Here is a 16,737-nt window from a genome sequence, read left to right as displayed (position 1 = left end):
CGCCGGCCGCGGACTCCCGTACACCGCTCCGACCCTCAGGAGACCTCATGCTCGACCGCCTCGTCGTCGCCCCCAGCGGCTTCAAGGAGTCCCTGTCCGCCGAGGCCGCCGCCGAGGCCATCGCCGAAGGCGTCGGCCGGGTGCTGCCGGACGCCGCCGTCGACCTGATCCCGCTCGTCGACGGCGGCGAGGGTACGGCGCAGGCGCTGGCCGCCGCGACCCGCGGGCGGCTCGTCCCGTACGCCGCCACCGGACCGCTCGGCGACCGGCTGGAGAGCCACTTCGCCCTCCTCGGCGACTCCACCACGGCCGTGGTGGAGATGGCGGCCGTCGCGGGTCTCGCGCTCGTGCCGCGCCCGCGGCGCGACCCGGGCGGCACCACGACGTACGGGGTCGGCGAGCTGATCCGCGCCGCGCTCGACCGGGGCGTACGCCGCATCATCGTCGGCTGCGGCGACTCCGGCACCTCCGACGGCGGCGCCGGGGCCCTGACGGCCCTGGGCGCCCGGCTCCTCGACGCAGAAGGCCGCGACCTCGCCCCCGGCGGCGCCGCCCTCGCCCGCCTCGCGCGCATCGACTCCGCGGGCCTCGACCCCCGGCTCGCCGGGACGGAGCTGCTGGTGGCCTGCAACCCGTACAACGTGCTCTGCGGCCCCCGCGGCGTCGCCCGCGTCTTCGGCCCGCAGAAGGGCGCCTCCCCGCAGCAGGTCGAGGAGCTGGCCGCCGCCCTCGACCGCTGGGCCGACGTCCTCACCCGCGACCTCCCGGTCCCCGGCACGGACCTGCGCCTGGGTGCCGGCACCGGCGCGTCCGGCGGCCTCGGCGCGGGCCTCGCGGCGGTCGGCGCCCGCCTCCTGCCGCGGTTCGAGGTGCTCCTCGGCCACCTCGACCTCGACGCCCGGCTGGCCGCCGCCGACCTCGTCATCACCGCGGAGGGCGCCCTCGACCACCAGACCCCGCGCGGCAAGGTGCCCGCGGAGGTGGCGCGCCGCGCCAAGCTCCACGGCCGCCCGGTCCTGGCCCTCGCCGGGACGATCGGCGAGGGCGCGGAGGAGGTCCACGGCACGGGCGTCGACGCCTACGGGACCATCATCCCCGGCCCGATGGCGCTGCCGGAAGCCCTGCTGCGCGCCCGGGAGTTCCTGGCGGACGCGGCCGAACGGACGCTGCGCATGGTGCTGATCGGCAGCGCGCTGGCCGGGCGGCCTGCCGGGACCGGCAACCCGAGGTAGCCGCGGGCCCCTGCCGGGCTCAGGCCACCGCGGGTGCCGCGGCGGAGGCGGGGACGCAGCGGCCGTCCACCGTGCGGTACGACCACCGCGCCCCGTCGCGCACCAGCGACCCCAGCGCCGCCAGGAACCGGTCCACGTGCTCGTCCGGCGTGCCCGCCCCGAAGCTCACCCGCACCGCGTTCAGCGGCCGCTCACCGTCCGCCGCGCCGCCCCCGCACTCCGCCGACTCCCCCGCCTCGCCGAGCAGCGCCCGCACCAGCGGGTGCGCGCAGAACAGCCCGTCGCGCACGCCGATCCCGTGCTCCGCCGACAGCGCCGCCGCCAGATGCGAGCTGCTCCATCCTTCGACCACGAACGAGATCACCCCGACCCGCGCCGCGTCCGCGCCGAACAGCGACAGCACCCGCACCCCCGGCAGCGCCGCGAGCCCGTCGAGCACCCGCGCCACCAGCGCCCGCTCCCGGGCGACCAGTTCGCCGAACCCGGCCTCCGTCAGCGCCTTGCACGCCGACGCGATCGCGTACGCGCCGATGACGTTCGGCGACCCCGCCTCGTGCCGCGCCGCCGTCGTCTGCCACTCGACGTCCACTCCCCCGTCCACCGCGCGCAGCACCCGCCGGCTGGCGCCGCCGCCCGCGAGGTACGGCGGCGCGGCCTGGAGCCAGTCCGCCCGCCCGGCGAGGACGCCGGCGCCGAAGGGCGCGTACAGCTTGTGCCCGGAGAAGGCCACCCAGTCCACGCCCAGCTCGGCCACGTCCACCGGGTGGTGCGGCGCCAACTGCGCCGCGTCCAGGACCAGCCGCGCCCCGTGCCGGTGCGCCGCCGCGGTCAGCTCCCGTACGGGCCACAGCTCGCCGGTGACGTTCGAGGCGCCCGTCACGCACACCAGCGCGGGGCCGTCGCCGACCCGCGCGGCGAGCGCCGAGTCCAGCGCCGCCACGGCCTGCTCGGGGCTGCCGGGCGCGGCGAGCACGGTGACCCGGCCGGCCGCGGACCCGTCGTGCTGCCAGGGCAGCAGGGCGGCGTGGTGCTCGGTCTCGAAGACGTAGACCTCGGTGCCCGGCGGCAGCGCGGTCGCCAGCAGGTTGAGCGAGTCGGTGGTGGAGCGGGTGAAGACGACCTGGTCGTCGGGGCGGCAGCCGAGGAACCCGGCGACCGTCGCACGGCTGGACTCGAAGAGTTCGGTGGAGAGTTGGGAGAGGTACCCGGCGCCGCGGTGCACGCTGCCGTAGTACGGCGCGTAGGCGGCGACGTCGTCCCAGACGCGCTGGAGCGCCGGGGCGCTGGCGGCGTAGTCCAGGGCGGCGTACTCGGCGTCGCTGCCGGTGACGAGCGGGGCGCGGACATCCCGGCCGAGGACGGGCAGACAGGCGGGGGTGAGCGTGGACGCGGACATGCGGAACTCCCGTGAGCAGGCGTCGAGATGTGCGGGGTGACGGGCCCGTACGGCCCGGAAAGGACGCGCGCGACGCTCGGCGGAGACCCTGCGGATAGACGCGCGCGGCGGCGAGGGGCTGAAGGCCCCTAGCGCATTCGCTTGCTCACGGCGGTACTCCCTCGGCCGACCAGGACCCCTGGATTCGCGAGGGGTCCGCGCTTGCCGCAGACCTCGCTGCCTGCGGCCCGGTCATCACCCGGGGCACCCCGCCACGGACGGAGGGTTGCCGGACAGCGGGCCGGGGCCTTGATCGCTGTCGCTCGTGACCTGGTCAGGAGTATGCGCACCGGAGAGCCGCGGCGCAACCCGGTTGCCCGGACTGTCCGCAACCCTCCGGATTTCGGCAGGGGCCGCCCGTACCGGGAAACCCCCGCCCCGCCTCAGCGGTTGCTGGCCGCGACCCAGCGCTCCAGCGCCCGCAGCGCGGAGCCCGAGTCGATCGACTCCGCGGCCCGTACGATGCCCGCCGCGATCCGGTCGGGCAGCGGGCCGTCCGCGTCGGTGTCCAGGGCGGTGAGCGCCGCCGCCGCGTTCAGCAGCACCGCGTCGCGCACCGGGCCGGTCTCGCCGGCCAGCAGCCGGCGGGCGACATCGGCGTTGTACGAGGCGTCCGCGCCCCGCAGCGCCTCCACCGGCACCAGCTCGATGCCGACGTCCCGGGGGTCGAAGCGCTCCTGCCGCACCGCGCCGCCGCGCACGGTCCACACCTGGGAGGTGGCCGTCGTCGTCAGCTCGTCCAGCCCGTCGTCGCCGCGGAAGACGAGCGCCGAGGTGCCGCGCTCGGCCAGCACCCCGGCCATGATCGGCGCCATCCGGGCGTCCGCGACGCCGGTGGCCTGCGCGCCGACCCTGGCCGGGTTGGTGAGCGGGCCGAGGAAGTTGAACGGGGTGCTGACCCCCAGCTCCTTGCGGGTCTGCGCGACATGCCGCATCGCGGGGTGGAACTTGACCGCGAAGCAGAACGTGATGCCCGCCTCCTCCGCGACCTCGGCGACCCGCTCGGGCGCCAGGTCGAGGTTGACCCCCAGCTTCTCCAGCACGTCGGAGGCGCCGGAGGCGGAGGACGCGGCCCGGTTGCCGTGCTTGACGACCTTGGCGCCGGTCCCGGCGACGACCATCGCGGACATGGTGGAGATGTTGACCGTACGGGCCCGGTCGCCGCCGGTGCCGACGACGTCCACGGTCGGCCCCGGGACGGCGATGGTGTTGGCGTGCGCGTACATCGTGCGCACGAGCCCGGAGATCTCCGCGACCGTCTCGCCCTTGGCGCGCAGGGCGACCGCGAACCCGGCGATCTGCGCGTTGCTCGCGGTGCCCGACATGATCTGGTCCATGGCCCAGGCGGTGTCCTCGGCGCCCAGGTCCTGCCCGGCGATCAGCGCGCTGATGACATCCGGCCAGGAACGCGCCGCCGTGCTGTCGCCTCCTGCTGCCGTCTGCACGCTCATGGCACACCGTCCCGGGGTCGTCTCAGTTGTCGGGCGTCAGCCTATCGACCGCAGAGTACGCCGAAGGGCCCCCGTCCAACTGCTGGACGGGGGCCCCGGCGGTGATCGCCCGGCGGCGGACAGGCCCTAGTGGTGCCCGTGACCGCTGGTGATCTCCTCGTACTCGCGCCTGGTCGGCTTCGCGATCTGACCGGACTCGCCGTAGTAGCCCTGCGACAGCCTGGCCCGCAGCTTCTCCACCGGGCCCTGCTTGCGCACCACGCCGTTGTCGTCGACCGTCGGGCCGAGCTCCAGCGGCGCGTGCTGGTCGTGCGCGGTGAGTTTGTGCATCTCGTCCTGCGACAGCGACTCGTGCACCTCGATGAACTCGCCGTGCGGCAGCCGCTTGATGATGCCCGTCTCCCGGCCGTGCAGAACCTTCTCGCGGTCCCGCCGCTGCAGCCCGAGGCAGATGCGCCGGGTGATCCAGAAGGCCAGCACCGGGGCGGCGAAGAAGGAGACCCGCACGAACCACGTGATCGACTCGATCGAGAGGTGGAAGTGCGTCGCCCACAGGTCGTTGCCACCGGCCATCAGCAGCACGAAGACCCAGGTCAGCCAGGCCACCCCGAAGGCGGTGCGGGTCGGCACGTTGCGCGGGCGGTCCAGGGTGTGGTGCTCGCGGTGGTCGCCGGTGACCCAGGTCTCGAAGAACGGGTAGGCGACCATCGCGATCGGGACGAGGCCCACGATCATCAGCGGGATGAACACCCCGAAGTTGATCGTGTAGCCGCCGGGGATGTTCCATTCCCAGCCGGGCATGAACCGGATCAGACCCTCGGTCCAGCCCATATACCAGTCCGGTTGGGCTCCGGTGGAGACCAGATCAGGTCTGTACGGTCCCAGATCCCAGACCGGGTTGATGGTGAACATCCCCGCGATCACCGCGACCACGCCGAAGACGAGGAAGAAGAACCCGCCCGCCTTCGCGACGTAGATCGGCATGAAGGGCGCGCCCACGACGTTGTCGTTGGTCTTCCCGGAGCCCGCGAACTGGGTGTGCTTGTGGTAGAAGACCAGGATCAGGTGGAGCACGAAGAGCCCCAGCATGATGCCCGGCACCAGGAGCACATGGATGGCGAAGAATCTCGGGATGATGTCCGTCCCTGGGAACTCACCGCCCCACAGGAAGAACGCCAGGTAGGTGCCGATCACCGGGGTGGCCAGCGTCGCGCCCTCCATGAAGCGGACGCCGGTGCCGGAGAGCAGGTCGTCGGGCAGCGAGTAGCCGGTGAAGCCGGCGATGCAGCCGAGGACCAGCAGCGTGAAGCCGAAGAGCCAGTTGACCTCGCGCGGCTTGCGGAACGCGCCGGTGAAGAAGACGCGCATCATGTGCGTCGCCATGGCGGCGATGAAGATCAGCGCGGACCAGTGGTGGATCTGCCGCATGAGCAGCCCGCCGCGGACGTCGAAGCTGATGTCCAGCGTGGAGGCGTACGCCTCGGTCATGTGCACGCCGTTCATCGGCGCGTACGAGCCGTGGTAGGTGATCTCCGCCATGCTGGGCTTGAAGAACAGCGTCAGGTACACACCGGTCAGCAGCACGATCAGGAAGGTGTACATGGCCACTTCCCCGAGCAGGAAGGACCAGTGGTCGGGGAACACCTTGCGGATGTTCTTGCGGCCGGCCGCATGCAGGCCCAGGCGGGCGTCAGCCCAGTCCGCGACCCGCTCGCCTCTGCCGGGTGGTTTGCGGCGTGTATCTGTCGTGGTGGTGCTCATCCGCGCTCCCAGAAGCTGGGGCCTACCGGCTCGTCGAAGTCGCCGAGCGCGTACAGGTAGCCCTCGTCATTGACCGTGATCCTAAGCTGCGGCAGGGGGTGACCCGCCGGGCCGAAGAGCACGCGCGCGCCGTCGGACAGGTCGAACGTGGACTGGTGGCACGGGCACAGCACGTGGTGCGTCTGCTGCTCGTACAGGCTGACGGGACAGCCGACGTGCGTGCAGATCTTGGAGTAGGCCAGGATGCCCTCGTGGCCCCAGTCCGCCGACTTCGGGTCCTTGATGTCGCCCGGGTGGATCCGGACGAGCATCAGGGCCGCCTTGGCGATCTCGGTGTTGAAGTTGTGGTCGCCTTCCTTCAGCCCCTCGGGCTTGGCGAAGGAGAGCGAACCGACGGTGATGTCCTCCGGGCGCAGCGGCTCGTCGGTGTTCATGTTGATGAGCAGCTTGCCCTTGCCCCACAGGGTGTGGCGCAGCTTGGTGCCCGGCAGCGGGCCGAGGTCGCGCAGCAGCACGACGCCGGCGAGCGGCACCAGCGTGAGCGCGCCGAGCATGGTGCGGCGGATGATCTTGCGGCTGCCGATCGCCGATTCCTCGGTGCCCTGGCGCCACTGGGCCTTGGTGATGGCCTTGGTCTCTTCCGAGGACGCGATCTGGTGCCGCTCCTGGATGACCTCCACGTCCGACATCAGCGTGCGGGACCAGTGGATGGCGCCGGCGCCGATGCAGAACAGCGCGAGGCCCAGGGTGACGCCGAGCGCGAAGTTCAGCGCGCTGATGTGGCCGAGCGGGAAGATGTAGACGATCTTGTCGACGTCGATCGCGACGAACGAGGCGATGAAGCCGACGGTCGCCAGCATCGACACCGTGAACAGCAGCGAGACGGTGCGCTCGGAGCGCTTGGCGGCCCGCTCGTCGATGTCCTGCTTGCGCGGCTCGTGCGGCGGCAGGCCGGGGTTGGCGAACGGGTCGCGCTCCTCGACCGCGACGCCCCCGCTCTCCTCGCCCTCCCGGACGGTCGGCAGGTGCTCGCCGTTGTTCTCGTTCTCGGAGCCAGCCTGGCTACTCATGACTTCTTGGCCTTTGCAGAGCGGGCGGTGATCCAGATCGTCAGGATGACGAGGGAGCCGAGCCCGAAGACCCAGGCGAAGAGACCCTCGCTCACGGGGCCGAGGCCGCCGAGGCTGAAGCCACCGGGCGACTCGGCCTCGTCGCCGCCGACCTCGTCGAGGTAGGCGATGATGTCCTGCTTGTCCGAGGTGGTCAGCAGCCTGTCGGGGAAGGACGGCATGTTCTGCGGCCCCGTCTGCATCGCCTCGTACATGTGCTTCGGATCGACGCCGTCGATGTTCGGCGCGTACTTGCCGTCCGTCAGGGCGCCGCCCTTGCCGGTGAAGTTGTGGCACTGCGCGCAGTTGGTACGGAACAGGTCACCGCCGCGGGCGACGTCGCCGCCCGCCGGGTCGTACTGGCTCTCCTCGGGGACCGCAGGGCCCGGGCCCAGGGAGGCGACGTACGCGGCGAGCTGGTCGATCTCCTTCTGGGTGTAGATGCTCGGCTTCTTCGGCGCCTGGGCGCCCTGCTGCTGCAGGGGCATCCGGCCCGTGGAGACCTGGAAGTCCACCGCAGCCGCGCCGACGCCCACGAGGCTGGGGCCGTCGCTGGAGCCCTGCCCGCCGGTGCCGTGGCAGCTCGCGCAGCCGACCCGGTAGAGCTTCTGTCCCTCTTCGACGGCGAGGGACTGTGCGCTGGTCTCGTCGGCCTGCGCCTTACCGGTGGGCGCGAATGTGGCGTACAGCCCCCCGGTGGCCGCCAGCGCGATGAGTAGGACGACGAGCGCCGCCAGCGGATGGCGCCGTCGTGCGGAGAGCTTTTTCACGGATTACCCCGGTATCAGGATCTTCAGCGTCGGTGTGCTTCTCGGTGCCGGCTCCCCGGCCGGTTACTTGATCAAGTAGATCGTGGCGAAGAGGCCGATCCAGACCACGTCGACGAAGTGCCAGTAGTAGGACACCACGATCGCGGCGGTCGCCTGCTGGTGCGTGAACCGTCTGGCCGCGTAGGTGCGTCCCAGGACCAGCAGGAAGGCGATCAGGCCGCCCGTCACGTGCAGGCCGTGGAAGCCGGTTGTCAGATAGAACACGGAGCCGTACGGGCCGGAGGAGAGCGAGATGCCCTCGTGCTTCACCAGCTCCACGTACTCGGTGACCTGCCCGGCGATGAAGACGGAACCCATGATGAAGGTCACCGTGAACCACATGCGCAGCTTCTTCACGTCACCGCGCTCGGCGGCGAACACGCCGAGCTGGCAGGTGAGGGAGGAGAGCACCAGGATCGTGGTGTTGCCGAGCGCGAACGGAACGTTCAGGGCCTCGGACTGTTCCTTCCAGTAGTCCGCTCCCATCACCGAACGCAGGGTGAAGTACATCGCGAAGAGGGCCGCGAAGAACATCAGCTCGGAACTCAGCCAGATGATGGTTCCGACGCTGGTGAGGTTCGGCCGGTTGACCGACGGGTGCGCGTGCCCGGTCTCTACTGCTGCTGTTGCTGTCGCCACGTCCGACATTATGTCGGTCCCTTATCTCCGCCTCACTCCGGGGGGTGCCGTTCGGAGTGTCAAGGCACCGCAGAGGGGCCCTGGACTGCACCGCCGCACCCCGGGCGGAGTAGCATCCGCGGTGAGAGCGGTGCCCGAGAACCACCGGAGGAAGCATGGAGTCGACGGCCGCAGGACCGGTCAGCGTACTGGTCTACAGCGACGACGCGAACACGCGCGAGCAGGTCCGGCTCGCCGCCGGCCGCCGCCCCGCGGCGGACTTGCCGCCGGTGGAGTACGTCGAGTGCGCCACGCTTCCCGCGGTGCTGGCGGAGCTGGAGCGGGGTGGCATCGACGCCTGCGTGCTCGACGGCGAGGCGGTGCCCGCCGGCGGCATGGGCGTGTGCCGGCAGATCAAGGACGAGATCTTCCAGTGCCCGCCCGTCCTGCTGATCATCGGCCGCCCGCAGGACGCCTGGCTGGCGACCTGGAGCCGGGCGGAGGCCACCGTGGCGCACCCGGTCGACCCGGCGGCGCTCGCGGACGGTCTGGCGGAAGTGCTGCGGCTGCGGCCGGCCGTACGCGCCTGAGGGCGGCCGGCGCCGGCGGACCCGGCGCTCCCCCGCCGGGCCGTAGGGCTCGGCGGGCCGCTCAGACCCCGGGCCGCAGCCGGCTCGCCTCGGAGGGGCCGCCGCCGTCGCGTACGCCGGGCGTCAGGGCGCTGCCCTCCTGCCACTTGGTCCAGGAGAGGTTCCAGTCCCCGAAGCCGTTGCCGAACGGGGCCATGTCCTCGCCGTAGCTGTTGACGACCTCCACGATGTCGCCCGGCCGTACGGTCTTGAAGAACCAGGCGGCGTCGTCTGTGCTCATCCCGGTGCAGCCGTGGCTGACGTTGGCGGCGCCCTGCGAGCCCACGGACCACGGGGCGGCGTGCACGTACTCGCCGCTCCAGGTGACGCGGGTCGCCCAGGACACCTGGAGGTCGTAGTCCTCCCCGGTGCCGCCGACGCCGATGCTGGCGCCGGTCATCCGGACGCTCGACTGCTTCTCCAGCACCACCTTCTTGCCGTTGCGGGTCTCGAAGCCCGCCTTGCCGGTGGTGACCGGGATGGTGTTGATCTCTTCTCCGTTGCGGTACACGGTCATCTCGTGCGAGGAGGCGTCGGTGACCGCCTCAAGGCGGTCGCCGATCTTCAGTTCGAGGGGTTTCGCGGCGCTCGCGTAGACGCCCTCGCGCACCTTGACGCCCTCCAGCCGGCTCTCCAGCCGGACCCGGGCGCCCGCGGGCCAGTACTCCTTGGGGCGGTAGTGGAGTTCCTTGTTGCCGACCCAGTACCAGGCGCCCTCGGCCACGGGCGTCGAGCTGACCTTCAGCCCGCGCTCGACGACGGCCCGCTCGGCCTGGGTCTTCACGGCCCGGTTCAGCTTGACCGTCAGCGGCTGGCCGACGCCGTACGTGCCCTTCTCGGGGCCCAGCGCGACCTTCATCGGCCTCTTCGTCTTGACCTTCGAGGTGCGGTACGTCAGCCGCTTGCGGCCGGGTGCGCCGTCGTCGTTCTCGGTACTCACCTCGACGCTGTACCGGGACCTGGCGGCCAGCGGCACGGTGCTGCGCCAGGTGTGGCCGTCGGCGGACAGCCGGCCGCGTACGTAGCGGCCGCTCTCGTCCACGGCCGTGACGTCCGTGATGCGGGCCTGCCCCTGGGCGGTGACCTCCAGGTCCTCCGAGGGGTCGGCGAGACCGCTGTCGTCGGCGAGGCCGGCGAGTGTGATCCGGCCGGCGGGCTCTCCCGGTTCGCGGGCTAGCGGGTGGCCGCCCGCGCCGCAGGCGGCGAGGCCGGGGGCGAGGGCGGCGAGCAGCAGGGAACAACTGACTGCCGTGCGGCGATGGGGCGTTTGACTCATGATCACACGCTAGGCAGATGCTCAACGCGACGCGCGGTGTGTGGGCCATATGAGGGGGCCGCGGCACCCGTTCGGCGTGCCGCGGCCCCCTCGGTGGAGCAGTGCTGTAGTGCGCTACTGGTTCTGGTCCGCCCCGCGGTAGTACTCGAAGACCCAGCCGTAGAGGCCGACCAGGATCACGGGGATGGAGAAGTACAGCAGCCACCAGTTGAGGACGATGCCGAGGAAGGCGAGCGCACCGCCGATGGCCAGCGACAGCGGCTGCCAACTGTGCGGGCTGAAGAAGCCCAGCTCGCCGGCGTCGTCGGCGACCTCCGCCTCCTTGTTGTCCTGCGCCCCGGTGTCGACCCGGCGGGCCGTGAAGACCAGGTAGTACCCGATCATCGCGGTCAGGCCGAAGGCCAGGAACAGCGCGGTGGTGCCGACCGGCTCCTTCGACCAGTAGCCGTAGATGATCGCCGCGACGAGGACGAAGGCGGCGAGCCAGCCGAACATGTGGCCCTGGATCTTCACTTCGCTTCCCCTTCGCTGCCGCCGCCGACGAGCGTCTTGTCACCGGCGCCGTGGCCGTGCCCGACCTGGGCCGCCGCGATCTCGGGATGGTGCAGGTCGAAGGCCGGTGATTCGGACCGGATGCGCGGCAGCGAGGTGAAGTTGTGCCGCGGCGGCGGGCAGGACGTGGCCCACTCCAGCGAGCGGCCGTACCCCCACGGGTCGTCGACCTCGATCTTCTTGCCGTACTTGGCGGTCTTCCACACGTTGTAGAAGAACGGCAGCATCGACATGCCGAGCAGGAACGAGCTGATCGTCGAGAAGGTGTTCAGGGCGGTGAAGCCGTCGGCCGCGAGGTAGTCCGCGTACCGCCGGGGCATGCCCTCGGCGCCCAGCCAGTGCTGCACCAGGAACGTGCCGTGGAAGCCGATGAACAGCGTCCAGAAGGTGATCTTCCCGAGCGTCTCGTCGAGCATCTTGCCGGTGAACTTGGGCCACCAGAAGTGGAAGCCCGCGAACATCGCGAAGACGACAGTGCCGAAGACCACGTAGTGGAAGTGGGCCACCACGAAGTACGAGTCGGAAACGTGGAAGTCCAGTGGCGGCGAGGCCAGGATGACACCGGTCAGACCGCCGAAGGCGAACGTCACGAGGAAGCCGATGGACCAGAGCATCGGTGTTTCGAAACTCAGTGATCCCTTCCACATCGTGCCGATCCAGTTGAAGAACTTCACTCCTGTTGGCACCGCGATCAGCATTGTCATGAATGCGAAGAACGGTAGGAGTACGCCTCCTGTCACGTACATGTGGTGCGCCCACACGGTCACGGACAGGCCGGCGATGGAGATCGTGGCGGCCACCAGGCCGATGTAGCCGAACATCGGCTTGCGGCTGAAGACCGGGATGACCTCGGAGATGATGCCGAAGAACGGCAGCGCGATGATGTACACCTCTGGATGGCCGAAGAACCAGAAGAGGTGCTGCCAGAGCAGCGCACCGCCGTTCGCCGGGTCGAAGATGTGCGCCCCGAACTTGCGGTCCGCCTCCAGCGCGAGCAGCGCGGCGGCCAGCACCGGGAAGGCGAGCAGCACCAGCACACCGGTGAGCAGCACGTTCCAGGTGAAGATCGGCATGCGGAACATCGTCAGGCCGGGCGCCCGCATGCAGATGATGGTCGTGATGAAGTTGACCGAGCCGAGGATGGTGCCGAAGCCGGAGAGCGCCAGACCCATGATCCACATGTCGGCGCCGACGCCCGGCGAACGCACCGCGTCGGAGAGTGGCGTGTACGCGAACCAGCCGAAGTCGGCCGCGCCCTGCGGGGTGATGAAGCCGGCGACGGCGATCAGCGACCCGAAGAGGTACAGCCAGTACGCGAACATGTTCAGCCGCGGGAACGCCACGTCGGGCGCGCCGATCTGCAGCGGCATGATCCAGTTCGCGAAGCCCGCGAAGAGCGGCGTCGCGAACATCAGCAGCATGATCGTGCCGTGCATCGTGAACGCCTGGTTGAACTGCTCGTTGCTCATCACCTGCGTGCCCGGCCGGGCCAGCTCGGCGCGCATGAACAGCGCCAGGACGCCGCCGATGATGAAGAAGAAGAACGACGTCGCCAGGTACAGCGTGCCGATCGTCTTGTGGTCGGTGGTCGTCAGCCACTTGACCACGACGTTGCCGGGCTGACGGCGGCGCGCGGGCACCTCGTCCTCGTATGCGTCTTCGCCCGCGCCCGCGGCCGCCGCACCCTGGGGTTCGTTGAGGATGCTCATTGGTAGTTGGTCTCCGCATTCCTAGCGGCGTCGGTCTGGGGGATGCCCGCCGGGATGTACCCGGTCTGACCCTTGTCGGCCAGCTTCTGCAGGTGCTCCTGGTACTTCTCCGGGGAGACCACCTTCACGTTGAAGAGCATCCGGGAGTGGTCCGTGCCGCACAGCTCGGCGCACTTGCCCAGGAAGGTGCCCTCCTTGTTGGGGGTCACCTCGAAGACGTTGGTGTGGCCGGGGATGACGTCCTGCTTCATGAGGAACGGCACCACCCAGAAGGAGTGGATGACGTCCCGGGAGGTCAGCACGAACTGGACCGTCTCACCCTTGGGGAGGACCAGCGTGGGGCCCGGGTTGCCGGTCTGCTCGTTCTCGCTGGCGGGCACGCCGTAGTCGTAGACGCCCTCGGCGCCCTTCGGCACGGCCTTGAAGTCCCGGTCGGGGATGGCGTCGAGCTCCTTGGGCCGCTTCGCCGGCGTGGCGGCGTCGCCGTCCAGGTTCTCCAGGTAGTTGAAGCCCCAGCTCCACTGGTAGCCCACCACGTTGATCACGTGGTCCGGCTTCTCCGAGGTCTCCAGCAGCTTGCTCTCGTCGCGCGCGGTGAAGTAGAAGAACACCGCCACGACGATCAGCGGGACGACCGTGTACAGCGCCTCGATGGGCAGGTTGTACCGGACCTGGGCCGGGACCTCGATCTTGGTCCTGGAGCGGCGGTGGAAGATGACGCTCCACAGGATCAGGCCCCACACGAGGACCCCGACGGCCAGGGCGGCCGCCCAGGATCCCTGCCACAGGGAGAGGATCCGCGGCGCCTCCTCGGTGGCCGGCGTCGGCATGCCCAGGCGGGGGAAGTCCTTATAGGTGCAGCCGGAGAGGGTGACCAGGACCAGGCCCGCGGCCAGCGCCTGCGGCAGCCTTCGCCGCATCGTGCGCCGCGGCGAGCGGGTACCTCCCGCGGCCGCCGTGCGGCCGCGGGGGAGGTCGGAGCCGTTGTGACTCACGTAGCGCCTTCCCGAGAGTCTCGCCCACGGTCCCTTCGGGCGCGCGGGCAGCAGGTTTGGATGTTTACGCGGACCAAACCCTACTGGACGCCATTTGGGGTCGCTCGGGGAGGGTGCCCTGGCGCGCCGGGGGCACTCCGATGGGGTGGCGGCGGCCGTCAACTCGGTCCGGCGGGTCCCCCGTCGGGGCCCGTTCCGGGCCCAGGCGTCGCGGGCCCGGCCGCGCGGACCAGGGGTTAGCGTGGTCGCGTGCCGTACTTCGACGCCGCGTCGTCCGCGCCCCTTCACCCGATCGCCCGGCAGGCCCTGCTCGCCGCGCTCGACGAGGGCTGGGCCGATCCGGCCCGGCTGTACCGGGAGGGCCGCCGGGCGCGGCGGCTGCTGGACGCCGCGCGCGAGACCACCGCGGACCTCGTCGGCTGCCGCCCGGACGAGCTGGTGTTCACGTCCTCGGGTACGCGCGCGGTGCACGACGGCATCGCCGGGGCCCTGGCGGGCCGCCGCCGCACCGGGCGGCACCTCGTCGTCTCGTCGGTCGAGCACTCCGCGGTCCTGCACGCGGCGGAGGGCCACCAGGCGGCGGGCGGGGACGTGACGTACGTGCCGGTGGACCGCGGCGGGCGGGTGGCGCCCGGGGCGTACGCCGAGGTGCTGCGCGCCGATACCGCGCTGGCCTGTCTGCAGTCGGCCAACCACGAGGTGGGCACCGAGCAGCCGGTCGCCGAGGCGGCCGAGGAGTGCCGGGCCGCCGGGGTGCCGCTGCTGGTGGACGCGGCGCAGTCGCTGGGCTGGGGACGTACCGCCGGGCCGTGGTCGCTGCTGGCGGCCAGCGCGCACAAGTGGGGCGGCCCGCCCGGCGTGGGGCTGCTCGCGGTGCGCAAGGGGACGCGCTTCGCGCCCGCGGGCCCGGCGGACGAGCGGGAGTCGGGCCGCGTGCCCGGCTTCGAGAACATCCCGGCGATCGTCGCGACCGCCGCGTCGCTGCGCGCCGTACGCGGGGAGGCGGAGGCCGAGGACGCGAGGCTGCGGGCGCTGGTGGACCGGATCCGCGCGCGGGTGCCGGAGACGGTCGCGGACGTGGAGGTGGTCGGCGATCCGGAGCGCCGACTGCCGCATCTGGTGACCTTCTCCTGTCTGTACGTGGACGGGGAGGCGCTGCTGCACGCGCTGGACCGGGCGGGGTTCTCGGTCTCGTCCGGGTCTTCGTGCACGTCGAGCACGCTGACGCCGAGCCATGTGCTCAGGGCGATGGGCGTGTTGTCGGAGGGCAACGTACGCGTGTCGCTGCCGCAGGGAACGTCGGTGGAGGACGTGGAGGGCTTCCTGCGGGCACTGCAGGACGCGGTCGCCGGAGTGCGGGCGGAGCTGGGCGCGCCCGTGAGCGGTGCGGCGGAGGAGACGCCGGGCGGGGAGCTGGTGGTCGACGCCCGCGGGCGGCGCTGCCCCATCCCCGTCATAGAGCTGGCGAAGGTCTTCGACCGAGTGCCGGTGGGCGGCACGGTGCTGGTGCTGTCGGACGACGAGGCGGCGCGGCTGGACATCCCGGCGTGGTGCGAGATGCGCGGGCAGGAGTACGCCGGCGAGGAGCCGGCGGCGGGCGGGGGCACGGGCTACCGGGTGCGGCGCAGGAGCTGAGCGGCGGCCGGTCCGTACGGCAGACGCACGGCGGGCGCCCGGCTGGTCCTTCCCGCCGGGCGCCCGCGCGCACTGCTGGTCCTGCTGGTTCTGCTACGTCAGTCCTGCACCGACTCCGGCAGGTGCTCCTGCACCTCGGCGGCGGCATCCTGCCCGTACGCCTTGGTGAAGCGGGCGACGAAGTTGCTGCGCCGCAGCTCGTACTCCTGCGGGCCGACGGTCTCGATGACCAGCGTCGCCAGCATGCAGCCGAGCTGCGCCGCCCGCTCCGTGCTCACGCCCCAGCTCAGCCCGGACAGGAAGCCGGCCCGGAAGGCGTCGCCGACGCCCGTGGGGTCCGCCTTGCGCTCCTCCTCCGGGCAGCCGACGAGGACCGGCTCCTCGCCGGCGCGGTCGATGCGCACGCCGCGGGCGCCGAGGGTGGTCACCCGGGTGGCGACGTGGGTCAGCATCTCCTCGTCGCCCCAGCCGGTCTTGGTCTCGATCAGCCCCTTCTCGTACTCGTTCGAGAAGAGGAACGCGGCGCCCTCGGTGAGGGTGCGGATGCCGTCGCCCTCCATGCGGGCGATCTGCTGCGAGAAGTCGGCGGCGAAGGGGATGCCGCGGGTGCGGCACTCCTCGGTGTGGCGCAGCATCGCCTCGGGATCGTCGGCGCCGATGGAGACGAGGTCGAGGCCGCCGAAGCGGTCGGCGACGGTCTTCAGCTCGATCAGCCGGGCCTCGCTCATGGCGCCGGTGTAGAAGGAGCCGATCTGGTTGTGGTCGGCGTCGGTGGTGACGACGAACCGCGCGGTGTGCAGCACTTCCGAGATGCGTACGGAGCCGGTGTCGACCCCGTGCCGCTCCAGCCAGTCGCGGTACTCGCCGAAGTCGGCGCCGGCCGCGCCGACGAGGATCGGGCGGGCGCCGAGCTGACCCATGCCGAAGCAGATGTTGGGTCCGACTCCGCCGCGGCGCACGTCCAGTTTGTCGACGAGGAACGACAGCGAGACGGTGTGCAGTTGGTCGGCGACCAACTGATCGGAGAACCGACCGGGGAAGGTCATGAGATGGTCGGTCGCGATGGAGCCGGAAACGGCAATATGCACGGCGTACGCTCCTGTAGGCGGGGCAGGTAACGCGGGTAGTGCTCACGCTACCGGCTGAACACCGGCCTCCGGACGGGTTCGACCCGGCCAAAACTACCTGATAGTAGGTCTTACCCCTCCTCGCCGCGGGTGCGTACGGTCGAGATATGCAGAAGGACTCGCGGGCCTCCGCCACCCCCCTCCCGTCGTCGGCCTTCCCGAGCGCAGCGCCCCTGGAGCTGGACGGCGGCCTCGCCGAGCTGCGCACCGACTGCGCCCGGATGGCGCCGCACTGGTCGGGCCACCCGCACAGCCCCGCGGGGCACGTGCCGGACACCCGGATCACCGGTCTGGCGCGGATCATGGTGCCGCCGGCCTCCGCGGACCTGCTCCGCGGCATGTCCGAGTACGGCGACTGACCCCGCCGCCCGGTCGGCTCCCCCCGGAGGGAACCGGATC

At 71.4% G+C, this 16,737-nt stretch carries 15 protein-coding genes and 1 riboswitch; of the genes, 4 read left to right on the top strand and 11 right to left on the bottom strand.

The features are described 5' to 3' along the window. The first annotated feature begins 47 nt into the window (after positions 1 to 47). Positions 48 to 1,232: a glycerate kinase family protein gene (locus CXR04_RS27775; protein WP_101424971.1), complete on the top strand. Its 1,185-nt coding sequence runs from the start codon at positions 48 to 50 to the stop codon at positions 1,230 to 1,232. 19 nt (positions 1,233 to 1,251) lie between these two features. On the opposite strand, the gene CXR04_RS27770 is transcribed toward CXR04_RS27775, so the two are convergent. From CXR04_RS27770 to ctaE, 6 genes are all read right to left on the bottom strand, one after another. Further along, the gene (locus CXR04_RS27770; RefSeq protein WP_101424970.1) at positions 1,252 to 2,628 is read right to left on the bottom strand and encodes an aminotransferase class V-fold PLP-dependent enzyme; all 1,377 of its coding nucleotides are present in this window, start codon (positions 2,626 to 2,628) and stop codon (positions 1,252 to 1,254) included. Between the two features lie 192 nt (positions 2,629 to 2,820). Continuing rightward, positions 2,821 to 2,938, bottom strand: a riboswitch (SAM riboswitch). A 112-nt stretch (positions 2,939 to 3,050) separates the two neighbouring features. Next, on the bottom strand, positions 3,051 to 4,118 hold the full coding sequence (gene trpD, locus CXR04_RS27765) for an anthranilate phosphoribosyltransferase (RefSeq protein ID WP_101424969.1): 1,068 nt from the start codon (positions 4,116 to 4,118) through the stop codon (positions 3,051 to 3,053). A 126-nt stretch (positions 4,119 to 4,244) separates the two neighbouring features. Next, complete coding sequence (qcrB, locus tag CXR04_RS27760) at positions 4,245 to 5,879, bottom strand: cytochrome bc1 complex cytochrome b subunit (protein ID WP_101424968.1); 1,635 nt, start codon at positions 5,877 to 5,879, stop codon at positions 4,245 to 4,247. Further along, a complete protein-coding gene (qcrA, locus tag CXR04_RS27755) occupies positions 5,876 to 6,949 on the bottom strand; it encodes a cytochrome bc1 complex Rieske iron-sulfur subunit (RefSeq protein ID WP_101424967.1) in 1,074 nt (357 codons plus the stop codon). Before qcrA ends, qcrB begins: the two co-directional genes overlap by 4 nt. Further along, positions 6,946 to 7,758 (bottom strand): cytochrome bc1 complex diheme cytochrome c subunit, encoded by an 813-nt coding sequence (qcrC, locus tag CXR04_RS27750; RefSeq protein WP_101424966.1) that lies wholly within the window; start codon positions 7,756 to 7,758, stop codon positions 6,946 to 6,948. The genes qcrA and qcrC overlap by 4 nt, the downstream gene beginning before the upstream one ends. A 63-nt stretch (positions 7,759 to 7,821) precedes the next feature. Next, positions 7,822 to 8,445: an aa3-type cytochrome oxidase subunit III gene (gene ctaE / locus CXR04_RS27745; RefSeq protein ID WP_101424965.1), complete on the bottom strand. Its 624-nt coding sequence runs from the start codon at positions 8,443 to 8,445 to the stop codon at positions 7,822 to 7,824. Positions 8,446 to 8,591: 146 nt separating this feature from the next. On the opposite strand from ctaE, the gene CXR04_RS27740 reads away from it, so the two are divergent. Beyond that, on the top strand, positions 8,592 to 9,005 hold the full coding sequence (locus tag CXR04_RS27740) for a hypothetical protein (RefSeq protein WP_101424964.1): 414 nt from the start codon (positions 8,592 to 8,594) through the stop codon (positions 9,003 to 9,005). A gap of 61 nt (positions 9,006 to 9,066) precedes the next feature. Here the strand turns inward: CXR04_RS27740 and CXR04_RS27735 are convergent, their stop codons facing one another. The 4 genes from CXR04_RS27735 to ctaC form a co-directional block, all read right to left on the bottom strand. Further along, the gene (locus tag CXR04_RS27735; protein ID WP_101426641.1) at positions 9,067 to 10,320 is read right to left on the bottom strand and encodes a L,D-transpeptidase; all 1,254 of its coding nucleotides are present in this window, start codon (positions 10,318 to 10,320) and stop codon (positions 9,067 to 9,069) included. 114 nt (positions 10,321 to 10,434) lie between these two features. After that, on the bottom strand, positions 10,435 to 10,833 hold the full coding sequence (locus CXR04_RS27730) for a cytochrome c oxidase subunit 4 (protein ID WP_101424963.1): 399 nt from the start codon (positions 10,831 to 10,833) through the stop codon (positions 10,435 to 10,437). Continuing rightward, complete coding sequence (ctaD, locus tag CXR04_RS27725; protein ID WP_101424962.1) at positions 10,830 to 12,581, bottom strand: aa3-type cytochrome oxidase subunit I; 1,752 nt, start codon at positions 12,579 to 12,581, stop codon at positions 10,830 to 10,832. The genes CXR04_RS27730 and ctaD overlap by 4 nt, the downstream gene beginning before the upstream one ends. Continuing rightward, positions 12,578 to 13,576, bottom strand: a complete 999-nt coding sequence (gene ctaC / locus CXR04_RS27720; RefSeq protein WP_101424961.1) for an aa3-type cytochrome oxidase subunit II — start codon at positions 13,574 to 13,576, stop codon at positions 12,578 to 12,580. Before ctaC ends, ctaD begins: the two co-directional genes overlap by 4 nt. A gap of 249 nt (positions 13,577 to 13,825) precedes the next feature. Between ctaC and CXR04_RS27715 the strand changes: the two genes are divergently transcribed. Next, entirely contained in the window at positions 13,826 to 15,211 is a 1,386-nt protein-coding gene (locus tag CXR04_RS27715) for a cysteine desulfurase/sulfurtransferase TusA family protein (protein WP_101424960.1), read from the top strand. 98 nt (positions 15,212 to 15,309) lie between these two features. On the opposite strand, the gene CXR04_RS27710 is transcribed toward CXR04_RS27715, so the two are convergent. Next, positions 15,310 to 16,299 (bottom strand): carbohydrate kinase family protein, encoded by a 990-nt coding sequence (locus CXR04_RS27710; RefSeq protein ID WP_101424959.1) that lies wholly within the window; start codon positions 16,297 to 16,299, stop codon positions 15,310 to 15,312. Between the two features lie 146 nt (positions 16,300 to 16,445). On the opposite strand from CXR04_RS27710, the gene CXR04_RS27705 reads away from it, so the two are divergent. Further along, positions 16,446 to 16,697 (top strand): hypothetical protein, encoded by a 252-nt coding sequence (locus CXR04_RS27705; RefSeq protein ID WP_101424958.1) that lies wholly within the window; start codon positions 16,446 to 16,448, stop codon positions 16,695 to 16,697. Positions 16,698 to 16,737 lie beyond the last annotated feature (40 nt).

Origin of the sequence: Streptomyces sp. CMB-StM0423 (genome assembly GCF_002847285.1) — a bacterium.
Taxonomy (GTDB): Bacteria; Actinomycetota; Actinomycetes; order Streptomycetales; family Streptomycetaceae; genus Streptomyces.
Note: the sequence above shows the minus strand (reverse complement) of the source record. Positions and strands in the feature narration are given on the sequence as shown.

Excerpts from the sequence above, each read along its gene's own strand:
- CXR04_RS27775 (WP_101424971.1), top strand. The coding sequence starts at position 48 with ATGCTCGACCGCCTCGTCGTCGCCCCCAGCGGCTTCAAGGAGTCCCTG.
- CXR04_RS27770 (WP_101424970.1), bottom strand. The coding sequence starts at position 2,628 with ATGTCCGCGTCCACGCTCACCCCCGCCTGTCTGCCCGTCCTCGGCCGG.
- trpD (WP_101424969.1), bottom strand. The coding sequence starts at position 4,118 with ATGAGCGTGCAGACGGCAGCAGGAGGCGACAGCACGGCGGCGCGTTCC.
- qcrB (WP_101424968.1), bottom strand. The coding sequence starts at position 5,879 with ATGAGCACCACCACGACAGATACACGCCGCAAACCACCCGGCAGAGGC.
- qcrA (WP_101424967.1), bottom strand. The coding sequence starts at position 6,949 with ATGAGTAGCCAGGCTGGCTCCGAGAACGAGAACAACGGCGAGCACCTG.
- ctaE (WP_101424965.1), bottom strand. The coding sequence starts at position 8,445 with ATGTCGGACGTGGCGACAGCAACAGCAGCAGTAGAGACCGGGCACGCG.
- CXR04_RS27740 (WP_101424964.1), top strand. The coding sequence starts at position 8,592 with ATGGAGTCGACGGCCGCAGGACCGGTCAGCGTACTGGTCTACAGCGAC.
- CXR04_RS27735 (WP_101426641.1), bottom strand. The coding sequence starts at position 10,320 with ATGAGTCAAACGCCCCATCGCCGCACGGCAGTCAGTTGTTCCCTGCTG.
- ctaD (WP_101424962.1), bottom strand. The coding sequence starts at position 12,581 with ATGAGCATCCTCAACGAACCCCAGGGTGCGGCGGCCGCGGGCGCGGGC.
- CXR04_RS27705 (WP_101424958.1), top strand. The coding sequence starts at position 16,446 with ATGCAGAAGGACTCGCGGGCCTCCGCCACCCCCCTCCCGTCGTCGGCC.